General features: G+C 41.8%; 24 protein-coding genes. All 24 read right to left on the bottom strand.

Annotated features, from left to right (window positions below):
* Position 1: 1 nt before the first annotated feature.
* Positions 2–754, bottom strand: coding sequence for a FliA/WhiG family RNA polymerase sigma factor (locus AC6F33_RS07860; RefSeq protein WP_255746624.1), 753 nt, complete (start codon positions 752–754; stop codon positions 2–4).
* Between the two features lie 40 nt (positions 755–794).
* A complete protein-coding gene (locus AC6F33_RS07855; RefSeq protein ID WP_255746298.1) occupies positions 795–1,277 on the bottom strand; it encodes a chemotaxis protein CheD in 483 nt (160 codons plus the stop codon).
* Entirely contained in the window at positions 1,274–1,888 is a 615-nt protein-coding gene (locus tag AC6F33_RS07850) for a chemotaxis protein CheC (protein WP_255746296.1), read from the bottom strand. The genes AC6F33_RS07855 and AC6F33_RS07850 overlap by 4 nt, the downstream gene beginning before the upstream one ends.
* 3 nt (positions 1,889–1,891) lie before the next feature.
* Positions 1,892–2,362 (bottom strand): chemotaxis protein CheW, encoded by a 471-nt coding sequence (locus tag AC6F33_RS07845; protein WP_255746294.1) that lies wholly within the window; start codon positions 2,360–2,362, stop codon positions 1,892–1,894.
* A 12-nt stretch (positions 2,363–2,374) separates the two neighbouring features.
* Positions 2,375–4,456 (bottom strand): chemotaxis protein CheA, encoded by a 2,082-nt coding sequence (locus AC6F33_RS07840; RefSeq protein ID WP_255746292.1) that lies wholly within the window; start codon positions 4,454–4,456, stop codon positions 2,375–2,377.
* Between the two features lie 2 nt (positions 4,457–4,458).
* A complete protein-coding gene (locus AC6F33_RS07835) occupies positions 4,459–5,541 on the bottom strand; it encodes a protein-glutamate methylesterase/protein-glutamine glutaminase (RefSeq protein WP_255746291.1) in 1,083 nt (360 codons plus the stop codon).
* Positions 5,538–6,425: a P-loop NTPase gene (locus AC6F33_RS07830; RefSeq protein ID WP_255746289.1), complete on the bottom strand. Its 888-nt coding sequence runs from the start codon at positions 6,423–6,425 to the stop codon at positions 5,538–5,540. The genes AC6F33_RS07835 and AC6F33_RS07830 overlap by 4 nt, the downstream gene beginning before the upstream one ends.
* Positions 6,415–7,521, bottom strand: a complete 1,107-nt coding sequence (locus tag AC6F33_RS07825) for a flagellar biosynthesis protein FlhF (RefSeq protein ID WP_500778085.1) — start codon at positions 7,519–7,521, stop codon at positions 6,415–6,417. The genes AC6F33_RS07830 and AC6F33_RS07825 overlap by 11 nt, the downstream gene beginning before the upstream one ends.
* Positions 7,518–9,551, bottom strand: coding sequence for a flagellar biosynthesis protein FlhA (gene flhA / locus AC6F33_RS07820; RefSeq protein WP_255746285.1), 2,034 nt, complete (start codon positions 9,549–9,551; stop codon positions 7,518–7,520). The genes AC6F33_RS07825 and flhA overlap by 4 nt, the downstream gene beginning before the upstream one ends.
* 19 nt (positions 9,552–9,570) lie before the next feature.
* Positions 9,571–10,659, bottom strand: coding sequence for a flagellar biosynthesis protein FlhB (gene flhB / locus AC6F33_RS07815; protein ID WP_500778084.1), 1,089 nt, complete (start codon positions 10,657–10,659; stop codon positions 9,571–9,573).
* 4 nt (positions 10,660–10,663) lie between these two features.
* Entirely contained in the window at positions 10,664–11,437 is a 774-nt protein-coding gene (gene fliR, locus AC6F33_RS07810) for a flagellar biosynthetic protein FliR (RefSeq protein ID WP_255746280.1), read from the bottom strand.
* 18 nt (positions 11,438–11,455) lie between these two features.
* Positions 11,456–11,725 carry a flagellar biosynthesis protein FliQ gene (fliQ, locus tag AC6F33_RS07805; RefSeq protein WP_255746277.1) on the bottom strand — a complete coding sequence of 90 codons (270 nt, stop codon included), beginning with the start codon at positions 11,723–11,725 and terminating at the stop codon, positions 11,456–11,458.
* Between the two features lie 15 nt (positions 11,726–11,740).
* Entirely contained in the window at positions 11,741–12,415 is a 675-nt protein-coding gene (gene fliP / locus AC6F33_RS07800) for a flagellar type III secretion system pore protein FliP (protein ID WP_255746275.1), read from the bottom strand.
* Complete coding sequence (locus tag AC6F33_RS07795; protein WP_500778083.1) at positions 12,412–13,089, bottom strand: flagellar biosynthetic protein FliO; 678 nt, start codon at positions 13,087–13,089, stop codon at positions 12,412–12,414. Before AC6F33_RS07795 ends, fliP begins: the two co-directional genes overlap by 4 nt.
* 6 nt (positions 13,090–13,095) lie before the next feature.
* Positions 13,096–13,458 (bottom strand): response regulator, encoded by a 363-nt coding sequence (locus AC6F33_RS07790; RefSeq protein WP_255746271.1) that lies wholly within the window; start codon positions 13,456–13,458, stop codon positions 13,096–13,098.
* Positions 13,459–13,560: 102 nt separating this feature from the next.
* On the bottom strand, positions 13,561–14,748 hold the full coding sequence (gene fliY / locus AC6F33_RS07785; RefSeq protein WP_255746268.1) for a flagellar motor switch phosphatase FliY: 1,188 nt from the start codon (positions 14,746–14,748) through the stop codon (positions 13,561–13,563).
* A complete protein-coding gene (gene fliM, locus AC6F33_RS07780; protein ID WP_255746266.1) occupies positions 14,741–15,739 on the bottom strand; it encodes a flagellar motor switch protein FliM in 999 nt (332 codons plus the stop codon). The genes fliY and fliM overlap by 8 nt, the downstream gene beginning before the upstream one ends.
* A 29-nt stretch (positions 15,740–15,768) precedes the next feature.
* Entirely contained in the window at positions 15,769–16,203 is a 435-nt protein-coding gene (gene fliL, locus AC6F33_RS07775) for a flagellar basal body-associated protein FliL (protein WP_255746265.1), read from the bottom strand.
* The gene (locus AC6F33_RS07770; protein ID WP_500778082.1) at positions 16,182–16,472 is read right to left on the bottom strand and encodes a flagellar FlbD family protein; all 291 of its coding nucleotides are present in this window, start codon (positions 16,470–16,472) and stop codon (positions 16,182–16,184) included. The genes fliL and AC6F33_RS07770 overlap by 22 nt, the downstream gene beginning before the upstream one ends.
* Positions 16,473–16,476: 4 nt before the next feature.
* The gene (locus AC6F33_RS07765; protein ID WP_255746263.1) at positions 16,477–17,259 is read right to left on the bottom strand and encodes a flagellar hook-basal body complex protein; all 783 of its coding nucleotides are present in this window, start codon (positions 17,257–17,259) and stop codon (positions 16,477–16,479) included.
* A 74-nt stretch (positions 17,260–17,333) separates the two neighbouring features.
* A complete protein-coding gene (locus tag AC6F33_RS07760) occupies positions 17,334–17,720 on the bottom strand; it encodes a TIGR02530 family flagellar biosynthesis protein (RefSeq protein ID WP_255746261.1) in 387 nt (128 codons plus the stop codon).
* A gap of 1 nt (position 17,721) precedes the next feature.
* The gene (locus AC6F33_RS07755) at positions 17,722–18,186 is read right to left on the bottom strand and encodes a flagellar hook capping FlgD N-terminal domain-containing protein (protein WP_480947450.1); all 465 of its coding nucleotides are present in this window, start codon (positions 18,184–18,186) and stop codon (positions 17,722–17,724) included.
* Position 18,187: 1 nt separating this feature from the next.
* Positions 18,188–19,576: a flagellar hook-length control protein FliK gene (locus AC6F33_RS07750; protein WP_500778081.1), complete on the bottom strand. Its 1,389-nt coding sequence runs from the start codon at positions 19,574–19,576 to the stop codon at positions 18,188–18,190.
* Positions 19,577–19,607: 31 nt separating this feature from the next.
* Positions 19,608–20,228: a MotE family protein gene (locus tag AC6F33_RS07745; protein ID WP_255746258.1), complete on the bottom strand. Its 621-nt coding sequence runs from the start codon at positions 20,226–20,228 to the stop codon at positions 19,608–19,610.
* Between the last annotated feature and the right edge of the window lie 4 nt (positions 20,229–20,232).

Raw genomic sequence — 20,232 nt, 5'->3', positions numbered from 1 at the left:
TTTATGTAGTTTTCATTTCATTTGCACTAAGATATTGGCGCAGTTTGAAAAGCGCTTTACTATGAATTTGTGAGATACGTGAAGTCGATAGATTTAAAATCTGCCCAATTTCAGTTAGCGTAAGTTCTTCAAAATAAAAGAGAGAAACAACTAACCGTTCTTTCTCACTGAGTTTGTCAATTTCTTTTGCAAGCTGTGCCCGGTCCTCCTGATCTACCAAACGTTTTTCCGGAAGCACCGCATGATTATCTTCAATAGAAGACGACGAACCTTCGCCTCCTTTTCCTGAGGAGCTGTCATCAAGTGAAATTAGATTGGACAGCAAGCTCTCGGATAAGACCTGCGACACTTCTTCTGGAGACAGGCCACAAACATCAGCTACCTCTTCAAGTTTTGCAGATCGCATTTTGGCTTGTTCAATTTGCTCCGCTGCCTTTTCAATTCTTTTGCTTTTCTCACGTGTTGATCGCGGCATCCAATCTTCTTTGCGCAATCCATCTAAAATTGCTCCACGAATTCGAAACGATGCGTATGTATCAAATTTTAAGTCTCTCTGACGATCAAATTTTTCCAGGGCATCGTAAAGTCCAAGCAAACCGAAACTTTGAAGTTCGCCACGGTCGATATTTCGCGGCAATCCGGACCCGATCCGCTGTACGTGGTAATTAACAAGGGGCATATAGAGTTCAAGAAGACAATTTGCGGCCTCTGCATCATGGGACTGAATCCAGCGGTCCCAATACTTTGATTCCATGGTTTCGGGCTTTCCCAATTGTCTTCCCTCCTTTGTTTACTTAAATGATACGTTTCCCCTTAAATATAGCATGAATCGTCAAGTTACAGGTTTCCGTCAAAAACTCAACAGTTCGTCCATAATCAGCACCTGTTTCTTCTGCAACTACCGGAATATGATGCGCAGAGAGTTGATTCCTAACTGCTTCAACATTTCTGCTTCCAATACTCCCCATCGAAAGCAATTTCGTCGTTTTAAACATCTCTGCACCACCGGCAATTTTTGCTTTCAACTGAGAAATTGGGCAATCATAATACTCCGTCATCTTTTTTAGTAATGCAGGGACAGCAGTGTCCGCATATTTTCCAAGTGGATACGTCGTTGTTCGAGCGAGCGATGAATCAGGCAGCATAACATGGGCCATTCCGGCAACTTGTTTCTGATCATGGTAAATCACGACGCCAACACATGACCCAAGGCCAAGTGTTTTCAGTGTCTCCGGGCATTCGGCAAATTTAATCTCAGACAGACCGACGTGGATCACTTGGAATACTTCCCTTCTGCGATGTCAAAAATCGCATCCAAAGAATCAGGAAAGGGCAGAAATAAGAATTCGCCATTCAGTCTGCTTCCTCTCTGTCGATCAAAGAGAACAGCATCAATAAGCAGTGCAGATTCATCATATAGTGATAATTCAACTAAGCCCTCACTCAGAATTGCTCCCGCCATATCCACTGCATAAACCGGCGGTGACTGGGTAAGAGGAATGTTGAGAAAAGATGCCAACGCTGACAAGTAGGAGCCGCAAAGAATGTTGCTGATTTCGCAAAACGCTGATTTGCCCATGGCATCGTCAAGTACATTGCTGCCAGGAACAAGTTCTTCTATCAGCATATTCGCCTGATCAACAGCAAACATCATGAAGAAAAAGCCCCTAAATCCGCCATCCACTTGAATGTAAGAGGCAGCGACATGTTTTTCAGCGTCGTTATCAATTAAATCGGCAATGGGCATCACGTGAACAGACGGGATTCTCATGTCAATCGGTTTATTTAATAGAACGGACAAAGATGAAGCAGCATGTGCAGCACCGATGTTCCCTGATTCCTTAAGCAAATCAAGATGCGGGGTTCGCAATTCATTTAAGTTGTGCATGAATCAGCCCTCTATTTTCTGCAGAGCTGCAACGTCATCTCGATTAAGCACTTGATCAAGATTCAGGAGGAGCAGCAATTTGTTTTCTCCAATTTGAGCGACGCCATTTAAATAGGTCGCAGACGGTCCGCCGATAATTTCCGGTGCCTTTTCAATCTTACCTTTTTCAATATCTAAGACCTCTTTAGAAGTATCAACAAGCAACCCGACTTTCATTTCCTCTACGTCAACAACGATGATTCGGCTTTCTTTTGTTACTTCAGATTCACCCATTTGAAAGCGCCGGCGAACGTCAACAATGGGTATGATTAATCCGCGCAAATTCATCACACCTTCAATGAATGAAGCTGCATTTGGAAGACGTGTAATGGTATCTACTTTTTCAATGGACAATACTTGTTCTACCGGTACTCCGTACGTTTCAGCATTCATTTCAAACAGTATTACCTTCATGATTTCATCCTGATCTGCCATGTGACACCCTCCTCAAGCTTGTTCTTTCAAGTACTTTTTCTTCTGTTTTGCGATGATTGCCTGGCAATCAATAATCAAGGCAACCTTGCCGTCGCCGAGTATCGTTGCGCCTGAAAAACCCGACACATTTTTCAGATACTTGCCAAGCGGTTTCACGACAATATCCTGATAGCCAAGTAATTTGTCTGCAGTCAAGGCAACATGCTTATTGCCATGATGAACCATTACTACAGATGAACCTCTCTGGTTGTCCTCTTGACTGCCCTCTTTAACTTCAGAGCGAATTGATAAATACTCATCAAGATTAACAATCGGTACAATTTGTTCATGGTATTCCATAACGTCCTGATCATGGATTGTCAGCATCTCAATATTTCGTTTTAGTGCTGTTTCAGCAATCGATGAGATAGGAATTGCATAAATTTCTTCATGGCATTGCACAAGCAGTGCATTTATAATCGATAAAGTCAATGGTAATTTCACCGTGAATTTTGATCCAATTCCGGGTGCAGAATCTACTTCAACGGTGCCGCTTAATGAGTGGATCTTGCTTTCAACTACATCGAGACCAACACCTCGACCTGAAATGTCTGAAATTTTGTCCGCAGTACTGAAGCCGGAAGCGAAAAGTAAATGATATACATCTTTGTCAGTCAATTTTTTCGCAGCTTCTTTCGTGACGACATTTTTCTCAATCGCTTTAGAAAGTACTTTTTCTCGATTAATCCCTGCACCGTCGTCCTCAATTTCTACAAAAACATGATTTCCGCTATAGAAAGCACTGAGCGACAGCGTTCCTTGAGGGTCTTTTCCTTTTTCTATCCTAATTTCCGGTGTTTCAATGCCATGATCCATTGAATTTCGAATCATATGCATGAGTGGGTCGCCTAATTCTTCGATTACTGTGCGGTCCAGTTCAGTTTCAGCGCCTTTTATGACAAAGTTTACATTCTTATTCAGTTCCTTAGACAGACTGCGAACCATTCTTGGAAACCTGTTGAATACTTGTTCAATCGGCTCCATACGCAAATTGAGAATGGTTTCCTGAAGCTGATTTGACACGCGTTTAATTGTACCAACCGTGTCTTTAAGATCTCCACTATCAATTTCGGAAGCTATTTTTTCAAGCCGTCCGCGATCAATAATTAATTCTTCAAATAGATTCAACAACTGGTCAATTCGATCAAGATTTACACGAATCGTTTTAGCTACGGCAACCGGCTGATGAGCACTCGCCGATTTATTAGGAGCCTTTGCTTGTTTTTCCTGTTTCTTCGAACCAATCTCCTGTGCCAGCGGACTCTGTTCAACTGGCTGCTTTTCTTCTACAGTAGTTATAGGGGTTACTGTAACTTTTGCAATTTCTGAAACTCCATTTATTTTTTCCAGAACTTGCTGTTCTTCAGTATCCGTTGCAATTAGAAAGCCCAGTTGCTGATCAAATGCTTCTTTCTCAATTTCTTCTGTTGAAGGACGTGTGCCAATGATTGTCCCAATCTCTTCTATAGCATTGGAGATCATTAACGCTCTTGCCGCTTTGAGCACGCAATCTTTATTTAGCACGACAACTGTTTCAAACACTTGCATTTTTTGTTCCTGGACTTGAGAAATAACTTCTTTTTCATAATCCGTTAGATTTATAGTTTCTCCATGAATGGATGCATTGGAACTACTCGTTTCCGTTTTCTTTTCTGCTTGTTTCGAATTGGTCTGTCCACCCGAAGTGATGGCTTGAAGCTTCTGTACGGTAGCGGCTACATCACATGCATCACTGCCGCTCTGCTCAATTGAGTCGGCCATTGCTTCAAGATGATCCATTCCTTCAAAAAGAACATCGATCATCTCTGAATTGACACGAATACTTTGATGACGAAGTGCATCGAATACATTTTCCATGATGTGCGTCAGTTCCATCATGTTTTGAAAGCCCATTTGTCCGGAGCTGCCTTTTAATGTATGTGCAGATCTGAAAATACTATTAATCAGTTCAGGATCGTCCGCATTCTGCTCCAGTGTCATCAGTTTATCATTCAAGTTTTGCAAATGTTCTCTTGCCTCGTCAAGAAACACGCCTAAATATTGACTCATATCCATGATTATTCATCTCCCTGTAATCCGAATTGACTGCAGATCGCTTCGGAAATATGGTATAAAGGCTGAATTTCATTTACCTGTCCTGTCTCAATCATTGCTTTTGGCATGCCAAACACTGTACATGTCTCTTCGGACTCAGCGATGGCGTGCACATCATTTCCCGCGGCACATAGTTCGGTAATTCCTTTAGCACCGTCTTTACCCATTCCAGTCAGTATCGAGACAACATAGGAATAACCATGCAATGCTGCAAGTGATTGCAGTGTAACATCTATAGATGGACGCACACCATTTACAGGCGGTGAATCGGACAGACGCACTTTAAGGCGTTTTTGTTCGTCTTCTTCAATCAGCAAATGCAAACCGCCGGGTGCAACGTATGCATGCCCATTTTCAAGCAGTTCTCCTTCTGCAGCCTCAGTTACAGAAAGAGGTGACATTCGATTGAGCCGATCAGCAAGCGATTTTGTAAATCGAGGCGGCATATGCTGCACAATAAGTATTGGCGCCGGCAAGTTGCTGTTCAGTCTAGGCACAACAGACTGTAATGCCTTTGGTCCGCCGGTAGAAGTACCAATGAGTACAATGGGAGAGCTTTTTATTGAGTTGCTCAACGAACGTTTTCGAGATATCTCTAATACGTCCTTCTTTTCACTAATCCGTACAGGTTCTCCCACTCTAATCCTTGATACTGCCGCCTGTCTGATTTTGGCCTGCAGTTCATGCTCAATATGTTCCATATCAGAAAGCTTCCCAGATGGCTTAAATATAAAGTCGAAAGCGCCTCTGCTCATTGCTTCAATAACATAATTTGCATTTTCATCTGAAGCTCCGCTGACCATAATTGTCGGTGTAGGCTGCAGCCCCATAATATCATTTAAAACCCCAAGCCCATCCTTGTCTCCTGGCAAGATAATATCAAGGGTGATCACATCAGGATGATAATGAAACAATTTTTCAAGAGCGTCCTTGCCGTCCCTTGCCGTCGCCACCACTTGCAACATAGGGTCTTCTTCAATCATTGCTTTAATCGTTTGCCTCATAAATGCAGAATCATCAACAACGAGCACCTTAATCTGATTCATCGCTCGTTCCTCCTTAGCAACCCAAAATAAGTTCTGACTTTATCCGTAAATGATCCCGTTTTTTTATGCTCCGCCTGCCCAATGCACTGAACAAGAAAGGACCGAGCAAGCAGCCTCATGTTAACACAGTAGTGGGCACGCGGCCTGCTGAGCATGCACGGAACTTGTTCTCGTACGGACATCAAAAGATTATGGTCTTTTGGCAAAGAAGCAAGCCATGTCGGCGAATTACCTAAGAACCGCTCAGCGACTGATGACAGCCGCTGCCACGAATCCATGCCTTCTCTGCGATTAAAAATTTGATTGACAACACATGAGATCTCCAAGTCTTTCTTCAAGCCGTACACCATTTTCATTAATGAGTAGCTGTCTGCCATTGCCGGTGGTTCAGGCGTTGTAATGAGAATCAAGCGATTTACTGCGAGCATAAAATGAAGCATATCCTCAGACGCACCCGCTCCAAAATCGAAAAGAATAAAGTCAAATTGGCGTTTCACTAATTCAAGTTGTTCAACAAAGAAAGTTAAATAATTTTGATTCATATGAAACAAGTTGGAAAGTCCAGAACCGCCAGCGATGAATGAAAAATTTGGGGTTACACCCACCTGAACCTGCTGGAATGGCCATTCGCTTTTTATCGCGTCCACAATATTAGTATTTGCATTTCTGCCTATTATTTGTTCAATATTTCCCATTCCAATATCCAGATCAATAATCAAAACTTTTTTGCCCAATTCTCCAAGTGCTAAAGCAAAATTGACACAAAAAACAGACTTTCCAACTCCGCCTTTACCACTGGCAATACCAATGATTGGCGCGGTCTGAATTGTATCTTTTTCTTGGGAAATGCGCATTCTTAATTTCTCTGCCTGATCATTTATCATTTGAATCACCCAATAATAGATTAATCAATTCTCGAAGATTCGGATTACTTAAATCATCAGGTACATCTTGTCCGTTTGTTATGTATGAAACGTTTAACTGCCGATGCTTCAAGAGCATGCTGATTATCGCACCATAAGATAAAGTCTCGTCCATTTTAGAGAGAATTAACTGTGAAAGATGTAATGGATCAAACTGTTGAATGACCATATTCATATCCTCAAGTTTCATAGTCGCCGAGAGGACTAAAAACATGCCAATTTGAGACTCATCTTGAATCAAGCGGATCAAATCGTTTATATAGGCGCCATTTTTAAAGTTGCGCCCTGCAGTGTCAATAAAAATCTGATCATAGTGGGCTAATTTTTGCATCAACTCATGAAAATCATGATCTGTGTATGCAATTTCAATTGGTGCGCCGAGAATATTTGCATACATCTTTAATTGGTCAATAGCTGCAATTCTGTACGTATCCGTAGTTATAAAAGCTATTTTTTTCCCCTCGTCCAAAACTGCACGACTGGCAAGTTTCGCCAAGGTTGTCGTCTTGCCAACACCGGTTGGCCCGACGAGCATAATATAGCGATTACTAAGTACAGATGTTTGAAAGCGTGTGGGATCAAGATTTTGAACCAATCGGCCCTTTATTACTTGGATCATTTCTTCTCGAGTCATACGCTCGTCACTCTGATACCATTTTTTGATCAACACCTGAGTTAATGCATCTAGATCACTGCTAATTACTCCTTGATCTAAAAGTTTGCCGCGCAGTTCTTCAATTAAATCAGGTGCAGTAAAAAGTCGGTCCACTTTTTCACTTACGCGTCTAAATGGCATTCCGCTATCTGCTGCTGAACGATGATGAGGCATAACTTCCTTATCTCTTACATCGGTTATTTTTCTTGGTTTATTAATCGGCACATCCATTTCTGAATCACTGGCAGCCAACACTTCAACGTTTTCCTTTTTGAACAAATTGAAAAACTTTCCTGTGGTCACCTTTTTTGTGTGGAAAATAACTGCATCGCTGCCCAATTCTTGTTTTACTTTTTCAATTGCTTGTGCCATGGTCGGTGCAATAATCTTTTTCATTTTCATGCTGCGCTCAGCACCCCAATACTTTGAACTTCAACATTCGTCTCTAGTTCGTTGTAAGATAGGACTCGAACATTTGGAAAATATCGTTCGGTTAATTGATGGACATACATACGTACGGCTGGTGAACAGAGTATAACCGGATCACTTTCCAAATCCGCCCATTTTTCAATGGAGGCAGACAAGTTCTTCAGTAATTGTGACGTTGTCGATCCATCTAATGCAAGAAAATTTCCATGCTCCGTCTTCTGTACAGAATCAGACACTTTTCGTTCAAGATCAGGACTGAGTGTCAGTACCTTTAGTGTTTCTCCTTGACTAGTGAACTGTTCCGTAATTTGTCGTGACAAGGACTGCCGTACATATTCTGTCAACAGTCCTGTCTCTTTAGTCATCTGTCCGTAATCCGCCAGCGTCTCAAAGATAATCGGCAAGTTTCGAATTGACAAATTTTCCTTCAATAAATTAACTAAGACCTTCTGTACATCACCAACCGATAAAGGATCAGGAATCACGGCATCAACTAAAGCTGGGTATTGCTCTTTCAAATGATCAACGAGCTGCTGCGTCTCTTGCCGACCAACGAGTTCATAAGCATGCTTTCTCATAACTTCAGTTAAATGAGTAGATACAACAGATGGAGGATCAACTACAGTATAACCTGACAGCTCCGCCTGTTCCTTCGTTTGCTCATCAATCCAAAGTGCTTTAAGCCCAAAGGCAGGCTCGAGGGTCTCAATACCCTTGATCGACTCATCTTCAATTCCCGGACTCATTGCAAGATAGTGATCAGGAAGCAATTCGCCTTTTGCAACCTCACTGCCGTTAATTTTAATTCGGTAGCTGCTTGGTTCAAGCTGTATATTATCACGAATTCGAACAACTGGCAGCACGAACCCAAGCTCCAGCGCTAATTGACGTCTGATCATGACGATTCGATCAAGCAAATCCCCGCCCTGTGAACTATCGGCAAGGGGCACAAGTGCATAGCCAAACTCGAATTCGACAGGATCCATATGTAAAAGATTCATCACATTTTCTTGACTTTTAAATGTTTCTTCAGCTTTCTTGTCTTCTTCAGCAGTCGCGTCCTGCTCGACATTGACCCTGCGTCTGCGAATAAGCAGACCTGAGATGACAAGAATTAACGCGATTGGAAGCGTGGACAACAGACCAATTGGAGTCAAACCAAGAATGAAAATCACGCAACCAGCAATAATCAGCATGATCGGGTAGGCCATCAGCTGGTCTGACACTTCTTTTCCCATATTGTTCTCAGAAGACGAACGTGTCACAATAATACCAGTGGCCGTCGAAATCAGAAGAGCAGGGATTTGGCTGACGATTCCATCGCCAACCGACAACAAGCTGAAATTTTGCGCCGCATCGGCGAGACTCATTCCTTGCTGCATGACACCAATGATCATGCCGACAATCAGGTTAATGGCCACAATGATCATACTGGCAATTGCATCGCCCTTGACAAATTTACTGGCTCCGTCCATCGCCCCGTAGAAATCGGCTTCACGTGTAATTTTTTCTCGGCGACGTTTGGCTTCTTGATCGTTAATCAGTCCCGCGTTCATGTCAGCATCAATGCTCATCTGTTTTCCAGGCATTGCGTCCAATGTAAAACGGGCGGCTACTTCTGCCACACGTTCGGCACCTTTTGTAATGACGATGAATTGGACAATAATAAGAATCAAGAAAACGACGAGGCCAACAATGATGTTTCCCTCTACAACAAATTGCCCGAACGCTTCGATAACACGGCCGGCATCACCCTCAGTAAGGATTAAGCGAGTCGTTGACACGTTAAGGGCGATCCGGAACAAAGTCATAATCAACAATAGTGAAGGAAACACCGAGAAATCGAGAGATTCCGTTACATTAAGTGTGACAAGAAGAACAACAAGTGCAAGGGAAATATTTATGATAATTAAGAAACTCAATAAAGATGACGGTAATGGAATGATCAGCATCATCACGATTAACACGACACCGATCATCACAATATAATCTCTCGTTTTCATCGTTTTTCCTCCTTTCCGATCAGGCTTTGCCTTTTAAACGGTATACATAGGCAAGGATCTCAGCAACCGCTTTGAAGAATTCTTCAGGTATGCTGTCGCCTATCTCAAGATGATGGTAAAGTGCCCGTGCAAGCGGCTTTTTTTCAACAATAACAATTTGATTCTCTTTGGCTATTTCCTTGATCCGCAAAGCGATAAGATCCGCTCCTTTTGCGATCACTTTCGGCGCAGTCATTTCTTCTGCGTCATACTGCAGTGCAACGGCGAAGTGTGTTGGATTTGTAATAATAACATCCGCGTTCGGCACTTCCTGCATCATACGGTTGAGTGCCATCTGCCTTTGCCGTTCCTTAATCTTTGATTTTATTTGCGGGTTTCCTTCAATAGTTTTGAATTCGTCCTTAATATCTTGTTTGGACATACGCATGTTTTTCTCATAATCATATTTCTGATAGAGATAATCGAGCAGCGACAATGCAATCAGCGCTATTGAAACAGCAATTCCCATGTTCAACATGATTTGCGACAAGGAACGGACACTCTCCAGAAGCGGCTGACTGACCGATTGGACTATTGACTGACGATTCATCCACAGGATAGCAAATGCGATTATACCGACGAAAACAATCTTAAGCATTGACTTAAGTAATTCAACAATCGCACGAAGTGAATAAGTTCTTTTAAGTCCCTTGGGCAGGCTGATCCGTTCACCTTTAAACATTAATGACTCGGGAAGAAAAAGGAAGCCCACTTGAAAAATTTGTGATGCCGCACCGACAACCAACGCAATGATCAGAATTGGCAAAAGCAGTTTCAATACCTGGATTGAAAGATCAGTGAACATCTTGTGTAAATTCTGCTCAGTTACGGACATACACAAGTTTACATTAAAGAATTGCCCCATCATTTTTGCGAGCTGCTCAATGACTCCACCGCCGGCAAATCGAAAGTATAAGAAAAAGGCAAGCAGACTAACTGCCGTACACAAATCAGCGCTTTTAAAAACTTGTCCTTTTTTTCTGCCCTCTTCACGTTTATGCGGCGTTGCTTTTTCAGTTTTCTCACCAGCAAAATACTGCAGGTCTACCGAATAGCGCAGTTTCATCATCCTTCTAACTCCCTAAAAGGCGCATAAAATCACTAAATATTGATGTCATCGATTCAAAAATAATTTGAAACAGCCCGATCAGTGCCGGAAAAACAACCAGCATCACTGCAAATCCAACCAGCAATTTAAGCGGCAGTCCGACAACGAAAACATTAATTTGCGGTACAGTCCGTGCAACCAGTCCAACGGCTACATCCACAAGAAAAAGGCATCCGACAATAGGTATTGCGAGCTGTGCTGAGATCAGAAACATTTGTGCTGTAACACGTGAAACGAATTCAGCGGTTGAGCCGCTGCCAAACGCAACACCAAGCTCATTCACCGGAATCAATTGAAAGCTGTAAAGAACACCGTTAATCAGCATATGATGTGCATTAACGCCAAGAAAGAAAAGCAGCTGCAAAACATAAAGGAACTGACCGGTCAGAGGTGTAGGTACACCGCTCTCCGGGCTGATGACATTTGCAATCGCAAATCCAATCTGCATATCAATAAATGCACCGGCGAGCTGTACTGCATAGGTAATGATCCCGGCAACAAATCCCATCGTTAATCCGACTAACACTTCTTTCAACAAAAGCAAAATGAAACGCCCATCAAGCGGAACAGACTGGCCATTAAGCAGGGTCACATCGACGAGCAGTGCAAGTACCGCTGCAAGTCCGATTTTCACCGGCGCAGGAATCGTCCGATATGAAAAAATAGGCATCGTGACAATAAAACTTGTCATTCGCGCTAAGATTAATAAAAATAGTGGGATCGCATTAACTAATGACAAGATTTCTCAATTCCTTTTCTATCGAATGAAGTTCGGTAGATTTGCAAAAATATTTTGAGCGAATGCGAGCATTTTCGAAAGCATCCATGGCCCGAACAAGATTAGGCCGAACAGAACTGAGACAATTTTAGGAATAAATGCCAGTGTCTGCTCTTGAATTTGAGTTGCCGCTTGAAAAATGCTGACAATCAAGCCAACCACGAGTGAAAGAATGAGAATCGGACCACCGATCATTAAAATCGCCATGACGCTCTGATCGGCAATAGAAAGGATCATTTCAGAACTCATCGTGCCTCACCTTTCTTAGAAACTCTTAAGCAATGATTCGACGATCAGATACCAGCCGTCCACCATGATAAAGAGCAGAATTTTAAAGGGCAGCGAAATCATGACCGGCGGGAGCATCATCATGCCCATTGCCATCAAAATACTTGCCACTACCATATCAATGACCAGAAAAGGAATAAAAATCATGAACCCCATTTGGAAAGCCGTTTTCAATTCACTGATTGTAAAAGCAGGAACCAATGCAGTAAGCGGAATGGCGCTTACCTTTTTCGGCTGCTTGTACTTCCCATAATCAAGGAACAGCTGCAAATCCTTTTCTCGCGTTTCTTTTGCCATGAATTCCTTTATAGGAATTTGAGCTCTTGTCAATGCCTGTTGCTGCGTGATTTCTTTCTTCATATAGGGCTGTACAGCGTCCGTATTGATTTGTCCATAAACAGGAGCCATAACAAAAAATGTAAGAAACAATGCAAGACCAACTAAAACCTGATTCGGCGGCATCTGCTGAGTTGAAAGCGACGTCCTGACGAATGAAAGGACAATGATGATCCGTGTAAAACATGTCATCAGTACTAAAATAGCCGGAGCAAGCGAGAGCACGGTCAAGACAAGCAGCAACTGTAAGGTTGTTGCAACATCCTGAGGCTGATTCGTGAAAAAATCGGCGGATATACCGGGTATGCTGTTCATTTTTTCACGACCTCCCGAATCAGAGCGCTTAATTTCTTTGAACGTTCTTCATTTATCGAAACCAGCTGCTGATGAAGATCCTCGTCGCTGGCAGTCGATTCTCCTTTTTTTTCTGACCTCTCTACTGGACGGCGAAGCGTGTGATCCGTCGTCCATTTTAAGGCTTTCATCACATTTTCTTCAAGAGGATCAGGAGCGTCCTTTTTCTGTGTCAGTGTTTCAATGACTTGTGGGTCATTAATTTCTTTGAGCAGTTGAACGGTTTCGCCAACACCGACTACAAGGACCTCATCTCCGACACGAATCAATTGCAGGGAGCGGTTTGTGCCTAGTGAGACGCCGCCCATGTTTTTCAGAGCTGTAACTTGAGCAAATCTTCCTGAACGCTTCGCGACGAAATGATACAGCAAATAAATCAGTGCTAACACAATCAATAAAGCGAAAAACAATTTAATAAAAGTAACGAATAAATTCGTACCGGTATCATTCACTGATTTTGTTTTTTGTGTGCTGCCGCTTTTCGTCGATGTTTTTTGTTCTTTCTGTCCGTTTTCAATCCAATCCTTAACGGTACCATTCCCGGAATCCGCATAAGAAATGGAACTATGACCGATGCAGAAAAATAATAGAATAAAGAGCGTAATAATTATTTTATACCAATGAGACTTCTTCACAGATACTCATCCAATCGCTTTCTTTATTGCCTCGATAACACGATCCGGTTGAAATGGTTTCACAATAAAATCCTTTGCCCCGGCCTGAATTGCATCAATGACCATGGACTGTTGTCCCATGGCGGAGCACATAATCACTTTGCAATTGGGATCAACACTCTTAATTTTCTTCAATGCATTAATTCCGTCCATTTCAGGCATCGTTATGTCAAGTGTTACTAAATCAGGTTTATATTCCTCATATTTTGCTACCGCTTCGTTACCGTTTGCGCCTTCACCGCAAACCTCATAACCATTCTTTGTCAAGATATCTTTCAACATCATTCTCATAAAAGCAGCATCATCAACAACAAGTATGCGTCCTGCCACGTCAATCCCTCCAGTTACATTCATATGAAATATAGTATATCTGACAGTGCATAAAAGCGAAACTATCAGGAGAAAAACCAATCAACTCTTGTAAATAGAGATTCATAGATTTTTCAAGCGATCACTTTGATCAAGAATCTCCGTAATACGAATGCCGAAGTTCTCATCAACAACAACAACTTCGCCTTTTGCGATATATTTTTGATTAACCAGAATATCAATAGCTTCACCCGCGAGTTTATCCAGTTCAATGATTGATCCCGGGCCAAGCTCCAATACCTCTTTAATCGTTTTTTTTGTGTGTCCGAGTTCAACACTGACATCAAGTGGTATGTCCATAAGCAAATTCATGTTTCTCGGCATTACTTGATCCTGGGAAGGAGCTTGCTCTTCAAAATCAGAAAACTGTACAGGCCGAACATCTTCTTTAGGTACTGCATGCTCATTAACATTTTGGTAAGCCGCAGCTTCCGGGGTCATTGTTGCGGCCGCTTCATCATGTGCCGTACCATGCAAAGTGTTCTGCGTTCCGCTTGTTTTTTGTTCCTGCACTGCTGTTTCCGATGACTCCGATGTATTCTGCCCACCGGTCTCTGCAACTAACAAATTCACAAGCTGTTTACCAAAGTTTATCGGAATCAACTGCATAATGTGTGAGTCAACTAGATCGCCGATTTTCAACTGAAATGAAATTTCAAACATAGTCTCATCTTTTGGAAGATAGTCAATCCCCTGCTTTGCTTTCACATCCATAAGAGTCAGCTTTGGTGGCGATATATCGATCCGACGATTAAAAACAGTCGACATTGCAGTCGATGATGAGCCCATCATCTGATTCATTGCTTCCTGCACCGCACTCATTTCCATATCACTGATTTGATCAGTGATATTGGTTCCATCTCCACCCATCATTAAATTAGCAATAACGCTTGCGTCATGTGTTTTAATGACAAGCATGCATGAACCTTGAAAACCTTCCGTATAATTAACAAGAACAGAAACATGAGGGACCGGAAACTCCTCCGAAAGGTTATTTCGATTAACTAAATGTACTTCTGGTGTCGTAATTTCGACTTTCTTATTTAAAATAGTGGATAATGCCGTTGCTGCGCTGCCAAATGAGATGTTTCCAATCTCACCAAGTACATCTTCATCTAAATCGGACATATCATCTTCTATTTTTCCATTTTGTTGTTCTGGCTGACCATCTACGGATGATCCTGAATTTGATTCCGCTTGTTTTCCAAGAAGGGCATCAATTTCTTCTTGTGAAAGTTGTCCGTCACTCATCGACGTCATCCTCCTCTGTTAATTTTTTTATTATTTGGACAGCAATTCGCTTCTCGCGTTTACCTGCTTGGGCGGTAAACTTCGGGAGGCCGCCGACCTCAACAATCATCGGCTGTTCCAAATGCTGATCCAATTTGATGACGTCCCCGATATTCAAGTTCAATAGCTCATTTACCGTTATTTGCGATTGACCAAGATTAGCAGTCACATTAACATACGAATGTTCAACACTTTTTTTCAGTGCATGGTACTCTTCAGTTGTCGCATCGTTTTTCTTCTCGCTCATCCAGTAGTGCATCGATAATTTTGGAATGATCGGCTCTAACACCACATGAGGCAAACAGAGATTAATCATACCGCTTGATTTCCCAATCATTGCTGACAGCGAAATGACAATAACTGTTTCGTTTGGTGATACGAGCTGAAGAAATTGCGGATTCGTCTCAAGTTCAACAAGAAAGGGATTAATATCATGTTCGACAGAAGTCCAGGCTTCTTTTAGAGCAGGAAGACTGCCTTCAAACAATCCTTTCATTAAATCCGTTTCAATCTCAGTCAAATTCTCAATCTTGTTCATGCTCTCACCACTGCCGCCAAGCAGCCGGTCAAGCATCGCATAGGCAATGTTCGGGTTCACCTCAATAATTAAGTGTCCTTCTAGCGGTGGTGCTTCGATAATATTCAAGACTGTCGCTGACGGTATTGAACGAATAAATTCCTCATACGGCAATTGATCAACCGATGCAACGGATATTTGAACATAGGTTCTCAATTGTGCGGAAAAAAAGGAAGTGAGCAGCCGTGCATAATTTTCATGAATACGTGTCAAACTCCGAATCTGGTCCTTCGAAAAGCGAAGCGCACGTTTAAAATCGTAAACGCGAACTTTTGATTTTTTTTCTTCATCCTTTAATTCTTCTGCATTCATTTCTCCTGTTGAGAGTGCGGAAAGCAATGCGTCTATCTCAGATTGTGAAAGTATATCGGCCATTTTTTCACCACCTCCGCCTTTGCCTAGGATTATTGCACAATCTTTTCTGTTGTGTATACATGTGTCACGGTACCGTTCTTTAGGAAACCATTAATTCTCTTCTTTACCAAATCTTCTAGATTTGCTATACCTTTCTGATCCTGCAAATCATCCGGAGTCATTCCGGATACCGTATAAATGACTGCATTTTTTACTTGAAAAGACCTTTTTTCAAGTTCTTCTTTCGTATCTTTACTTGAAACTTGAATGTTAAAATCGAGTTTAATAAAGTGATCGCCTTTTATGTTCGTCGTGATTTCACCGGTTGCAACGGTTAGATTTTTCACAATTTCATCTATATCCGGATCTTTCTCCGTCTCACCATTATGACTCATATTCGACATAATGAAAAAGGCTGCAACCGTTCCGATGATCACGAGAACCATAAAGATAAAAAGTATGTTCATTCCTCGGCTTTTGAACATTTAAGCACACCTTCTTCCGCAGACAAGCCCGACACTAGTGAAATTTGCTTAAGAAACTGAATCATAATCCTGCTGACTTCTTCCGGAGATTCTCTAACAATAAGCTTCTTCCCATTGGTCAAAGTAATGGTCGTATCCGGAAGTGATTCCACTTGCTCAATTAAAAAAGGATTAAGCATAAACGATTGGTTGTTAAAATGAGTTAACTGAATCATTCTCGTAACAAAATGTGCCGGGCACAAAAAAGCCCAGCGCATCATCTCCTTCATTTATTTATCGTTTCAATTGCACTAATTCTTGAAGAATTTGATCGGCAGTCGTTATGGTGCGCGCATTAGCCTGGTACGCACGCTGCGCTTCAATGAGAGCCGTCATTTCATCCGTCAAATCAACATTAGAGCCTTCAAGAGCATTTTGCTGGATTTTTGTGGATGATCCAAGTCCATTATCAGCAGTCACTAGCGTTGCATTACCAGATCCTGTTGTTTGTTGATACAATGAATTACCTGCTTTTTCCAAACCGGCTGGATTCGAAAATACATATAGATTTATATTTCCCAAGTTTGCAGCGGCACCGTTATCTGTTCGAACACCGGTAATATGCCCGGAGTCATTTACGGTAAAAGAAGACACGTCTGCAAATGAGTCAACAGCGCCAGTAATAGAAAGCGTCATGCCTTGCGAATTGACAAGTCCATTACCCTCAGAATTGAGTTTAAAATCGCCTGCTCTTGTATAGTAAGTATTATTGCCGTCTGTTACTTGAAAATAGCCTTCCCCATTGATAGCAAGGTCATATGGATTCCCCGTTGAATTTACGGTCCCTCCGGTCAGGATATTATCAATTGAGCTGGACTCTGAACCAAGTCCGACCTGGATGGCGTTTTTATTTTGAGTTGCCCCTTGCAGATTCGAACTGAACACATCTTCAAAATTAATGCGTCCTTTTTTGAATCCTGTCGTACTGACGTTTGCAATATTGTTGCCTACAACGTCAAGATACGTTTGAAAATTCTTAAGTCCCGTCACACCTGTTCCTAATGATCTTAATAACATAATGAATTCCTCCCTTTTTTTGACTGCTTCAGTCAGTCGGCAGTCTCAGCTCTCCTTAAAAAGGTCCAGCTGTCTTATTGGTTAATGACAATCGTTCCGTTAATGTTCGAAAAAATTCGAGTGTTTGCTTCATCAAGTCCCATTGCTGTAATAACAGTCTGATTTGATGTATTGACAACTAATGCCGCATCTTTTGTCAGAACAAGTGAATCATTGATGCCCATTTTTCTTGCTTCCTGCATTTTAGAATGGATGAGCTGCCATTCAGTCGTTGAAATATGAATATTACGTAAATCCATCCGTTCACGCGCATGCTTTGACAATTTTACGGGCAATCGTTCACATTCGGTTTCAAGGCTTTTCGAGAACGTTTGATTTTGTTTTGTATCCGTTTTTGATTGTGTATGAACAGACGTTGAAAGCGGAAGCGGACTGTAGGTAAAAGTATTTACTTTAGTCACCTTAAACGCCTTCTCCTACATTGCTGATTTCCGATATCGAATCCGGATCAACTTGATCCCCATCGCTTGTCAGGTAGGAAACTGAGCCGTCTTTTAAGGTCACGGCTTGTACAATTCCACTTAATGAATCAGTCACCGGATTTCCGTCGCTGTCCGTAGTTGTTTCGTTCCAGCTAATTTGTTTGCCAATCATCGATGCTTGTTCAGATAATGATTGATTCGATTGCGTTGCTACCAGCTTGTCAATCGCATCACTCATATTCTGTGTCTGTTCAAGTGTCGTGAATTCCGCCATCTGTGACACAAATTGCGACGTATCCATAGGTGACGTCGGATCTTGATTGGTTAACTGCGCAATCAAAAGCTTTAAAAAAGAATTTTTATCAAGAGCACTATTGACACTCGATGTTGACGATTGGGTACTCGTTGTTGCTGTTGTCCCGTTTACTGTCGTACCAGTACTCATTTCAAATCCCTCCTCCCATCATGTAATCAAGAAATAAATGATCATTCTGATCCGCTTCCATGTCTGTATGATTTCTTTGTTTATGCTGTTCCTGATTTTCCCCTTGAGAATCATCATGTTGCTGGGATGAGTCATGTTGCTGCCCTTGGTTTGAGGCATTCTCAGCGGAAGTTTGATAGAGCTGCCGATTTACATCAATTTGTGCCAAATTGATTCCTCGACCGGCACAATCATGCTTCAGCTGTCCCAGACCGCTCTCAAGCAGTTCTTTCGTTTTCTGCGTTTCAGCAGTTAATTGCGCTGTCAGGCCCTGCTCACCACGACTGACAGAAATAACCAGTTTACCAAGATGTTCAGGATACAAAGTGACTGTATAGGACTGCATGCCATTTTTTTCGAGCTTGAACGATGATTTTCCGAGCCATTCACTGAGATGATCCGCGACTTGATCATGAACAGATTTTTCGTTTTCCACACTTTTTCCTGACTGGAAAGCAGTCCACAGCTCTAACTTGCTCATTTGTCCTGAAGCAGCGCGATGGTGTTCTAATCGGCTTTGATTTCTTGAATGATCCGCTTGTCCTTGTTCATCATTTGCATTGACTTTTTTCAATGAGATTTGATTATTTTCATTGGAAGATTCTTTTTTTTGACTGTTCAATGACCCGTGTTGACTACCGTTCAAAATCTTTCCATCTTTCACATGATCTTTTAACTGACTGTTTTGTTGCTGTGAATGCTGTTTTGTTGCAATTAAAGCAGCTGTTTCAACATTCTGTTGATGGTTGCCTTGCATGCTGTGTTGCTGTTTATCTGTAACAAAGGAATGATTCACAATTTGTTGTTCAGCATTTGCATGGTTCTGATCACTTTTGCTTAACTGAGCATCACCGATAGAGTTTGTCTTTACCTGCTGTTGTTTTAGATCTGCAGACTCGGGTATTAATAATCCATTGCTCTTTATGCTTAAATGATGAGTCGGATCCGACGGATGAGTCGAACTCGTTACATGTACTCCTTGAAGGTCATCATTCTTGTGAATGGAGCCAAATTTTTTAGTCACATTTTCCTTAGCTAACCCATGCACAGCTGTTTTCTGCTCCAAACTTTTTTTCTTAGCAGGTACAGATTTCAATAATAAGTTATCTTTTTGCGTATTTTTTGCTGCTGAAGCTGTTTCAGATGATTGAGATTTATCTTTTTCAAGCTGCGCACGTGAAGAATCAGATTGAGCCGCCTTACCACTGATTTCAGCAATCCCGGCTTGCTGAAAAAGATGCATGATTGAAAGAAAGGAATGCTCCGCGTTTTTAGAATTTTTTTTCTTTCTTTTTACGGTAGACAATGCCTCTGATTTTTCATCTTTGATATCGATCACATTCGCATTCATAGTTTCACCTCCTTTCAAAGAGTTCTAATTTTTATGGTGTCGTACTTGTAGTCGCTGCTGCCGACGATGAAGAATCTGTACTGGTTGTGTTTGCTTTTAATAACGGTGTCAGTGCAGCGGCTTTTGTTACGTCCATATTTTCAAGTATCGCAGCCTTCGTTTTGTCATCAAGGAGATTAATATATTCAGCGGCTTGTTTGACCGACAGCTTATTAAAAATAGCCGCTGCTTTTGCCGGATCCATGGACTTGTACGTCTGAGCATACACTGCCTGACGCGCTAAGGACGCCTGACTTTTTGTTTGTTTATTTGTTGCATTTGCCTCGCTTTGCGCCTGTTTTAATTGATTTTTCAGCTCTGCAATTTGATCCGTCAATTTATTTTTGTCACTTTGCAATTTCTTAATGGTTGATCGCTGAGCAGTATTATCCGTTTTTAACTGTGCAGTTTGTGAAGCGTCCGCAGATGTCGTTTGCTGAACGGCATTGTTGTTATTACGAAAAATCAAATTTTTGGCTTCATCGACTGGATTAAGGCCGGATAATTTTAAGAATAAGGCCGCAAGCAGCAATAAAAAAATGATAGGAACTAGAATTGCTGAAACTACTTTTATTAATTTCAGTCCAAAACTCGTATGTTTCGTTTCTTCCATTCTT

The sequence above is a fragment of the Sporolactobacillus sp. BBK16-2 genome, from assembly GCF_059878335.1.
The sequence above is the reverse complement of the archived record's forward strand: the minus strand, read 5'-3'. Positions and strand labels throughout refer to the sequence as shown.

Bases quoted from the DNA above. Each gene is read 5' to 3' on its own strand.
- AC6F33_RS07850 (WP_255746296.1), bottom strand. From the start codon at position 1,888: ATGCACAACTTAAATGAATTGCGAACCCCGCATCTTGATTTGCTTAAG.
- AC6F33_RS07840 (WP_255746292.1), bottom strand. From the start codon at position 4,456: ATGGATATGAGTCAATATTTAGGCGTGTTTCTTGACGAGGCAAGAGAA.
- AC6F33_RS07765 (WP_255746263.1), bottom strand. From the start codon at position 17,259: ATGTTATTAAGATCATTAGGAACAGGTGTGACGGGACTTAAGAATTTT.
- AC6F33_RS07835 (WP_255746291.1), bottom strand. From the start codon at position 5,541: ATGAATCAGATTAAGGTGCTCGTTGTTGATGATTCTGCATTTATGAGG.
- AC6F33_RS07845 (WP_255746294.1), bottom strand. From the start codon at position 2,362: ATGGCAGATCAGGATGAAATCATGAAGGTAATACTGTTTGAAATGAAT.
- fliP (WP_255746275.1), bottom strand. From the start codon at position 12,415: ATGAACAGCATACCCGGTATATCCGCCGATTTTTTCACGAATCAGCCT.
- AC6F33_RS07750 (WP_500778081.1), bottom strand. From the start codon at position 19,576: ATGAATGCGAATGTGATCGATATCAAAGATGAAAAATCAGAGGCATTG.
- AC6F33_RS07755 (WP_480947450.1), bottom strand. From the start codon at position 18,186: ATGAGTACTGGTACGACAGTAAACGGGACAACAGCAACAACGAGTACC.
- fliM (WP_255746266.1), bottom strand. From the start codon at position 15,739: ATGGCCGATATACTTTCACAATCTGAGATAGACGCATTGCTTTCCGCA.
- fliY (WP_255746268.1), bottom strand. From the start codon at position 14,748: ATGAGTGACGGACAACTTTCACAAGAAGAAATTGATGCCCTTCTTGGA.
- AC6F33_RS07860 (WP_255746624.1), bottom strand. From the start codon at position 754: ATGGAATCAAAGTATTGGGACCGCTGGATTCAGTCCCATGATGCAGAG.
- flhB (WP_500778084.1), bottom strand. From the start codon at position 10,659: ATGATGAAACTGCGCTATTCGGTAGACCTGCAGTATTTTGCTGGTGAG.
- AC6F33_RS07745 (WP_255746258.1), bottom strand. From the start codon at position 20,228: ATGGAAGAAACGAAACATACGAGTTTTGGACTGAAATTAATAAAAGTA.
- fliL (WP_255746265.1), bottom strand. From the start codon at position 16,203: ATGTTCAAAAGCCGAGGAATGAACATACTTTTTATCTTTATGGTTCTC.
- AC6F33_RS07770 (WP_500778082.1), bottom strand. From the start codon at position 16,472: ATGAAGGAGATGATGCGCTGGGCTTTTTTGTGCCCGGCACATTTTGTT.
- AC6F33_RS07830 (WP_255746289.1), bottom strand. From the start codon at position 6,425: ATGATAAATGATCAGGCAGAGAAATTAAGAATGCGCATTTCCCAAGAA.
- flhA (WP_255746285.1), bottom strand. From the start codon at position 9,551: ATGAAAACGAGAGATTATATTGTGATGATCGGTGTCGTGTTAATCGTG.
- fliQ (WP_255746277.1), bottom strand. From the start codon at position 11,725: ATGAGTTCTGAAATGATCCTTTCTATTGCCGATCAGAGCGTCATGGCG.
- AC6F33_RS07825 (WP_500778085.1), bottom strand. From the start codon at position 7,521: ATGAAAATGAAAAAGATTATTGCACCGACCATGGCACAAGCAATTGAA.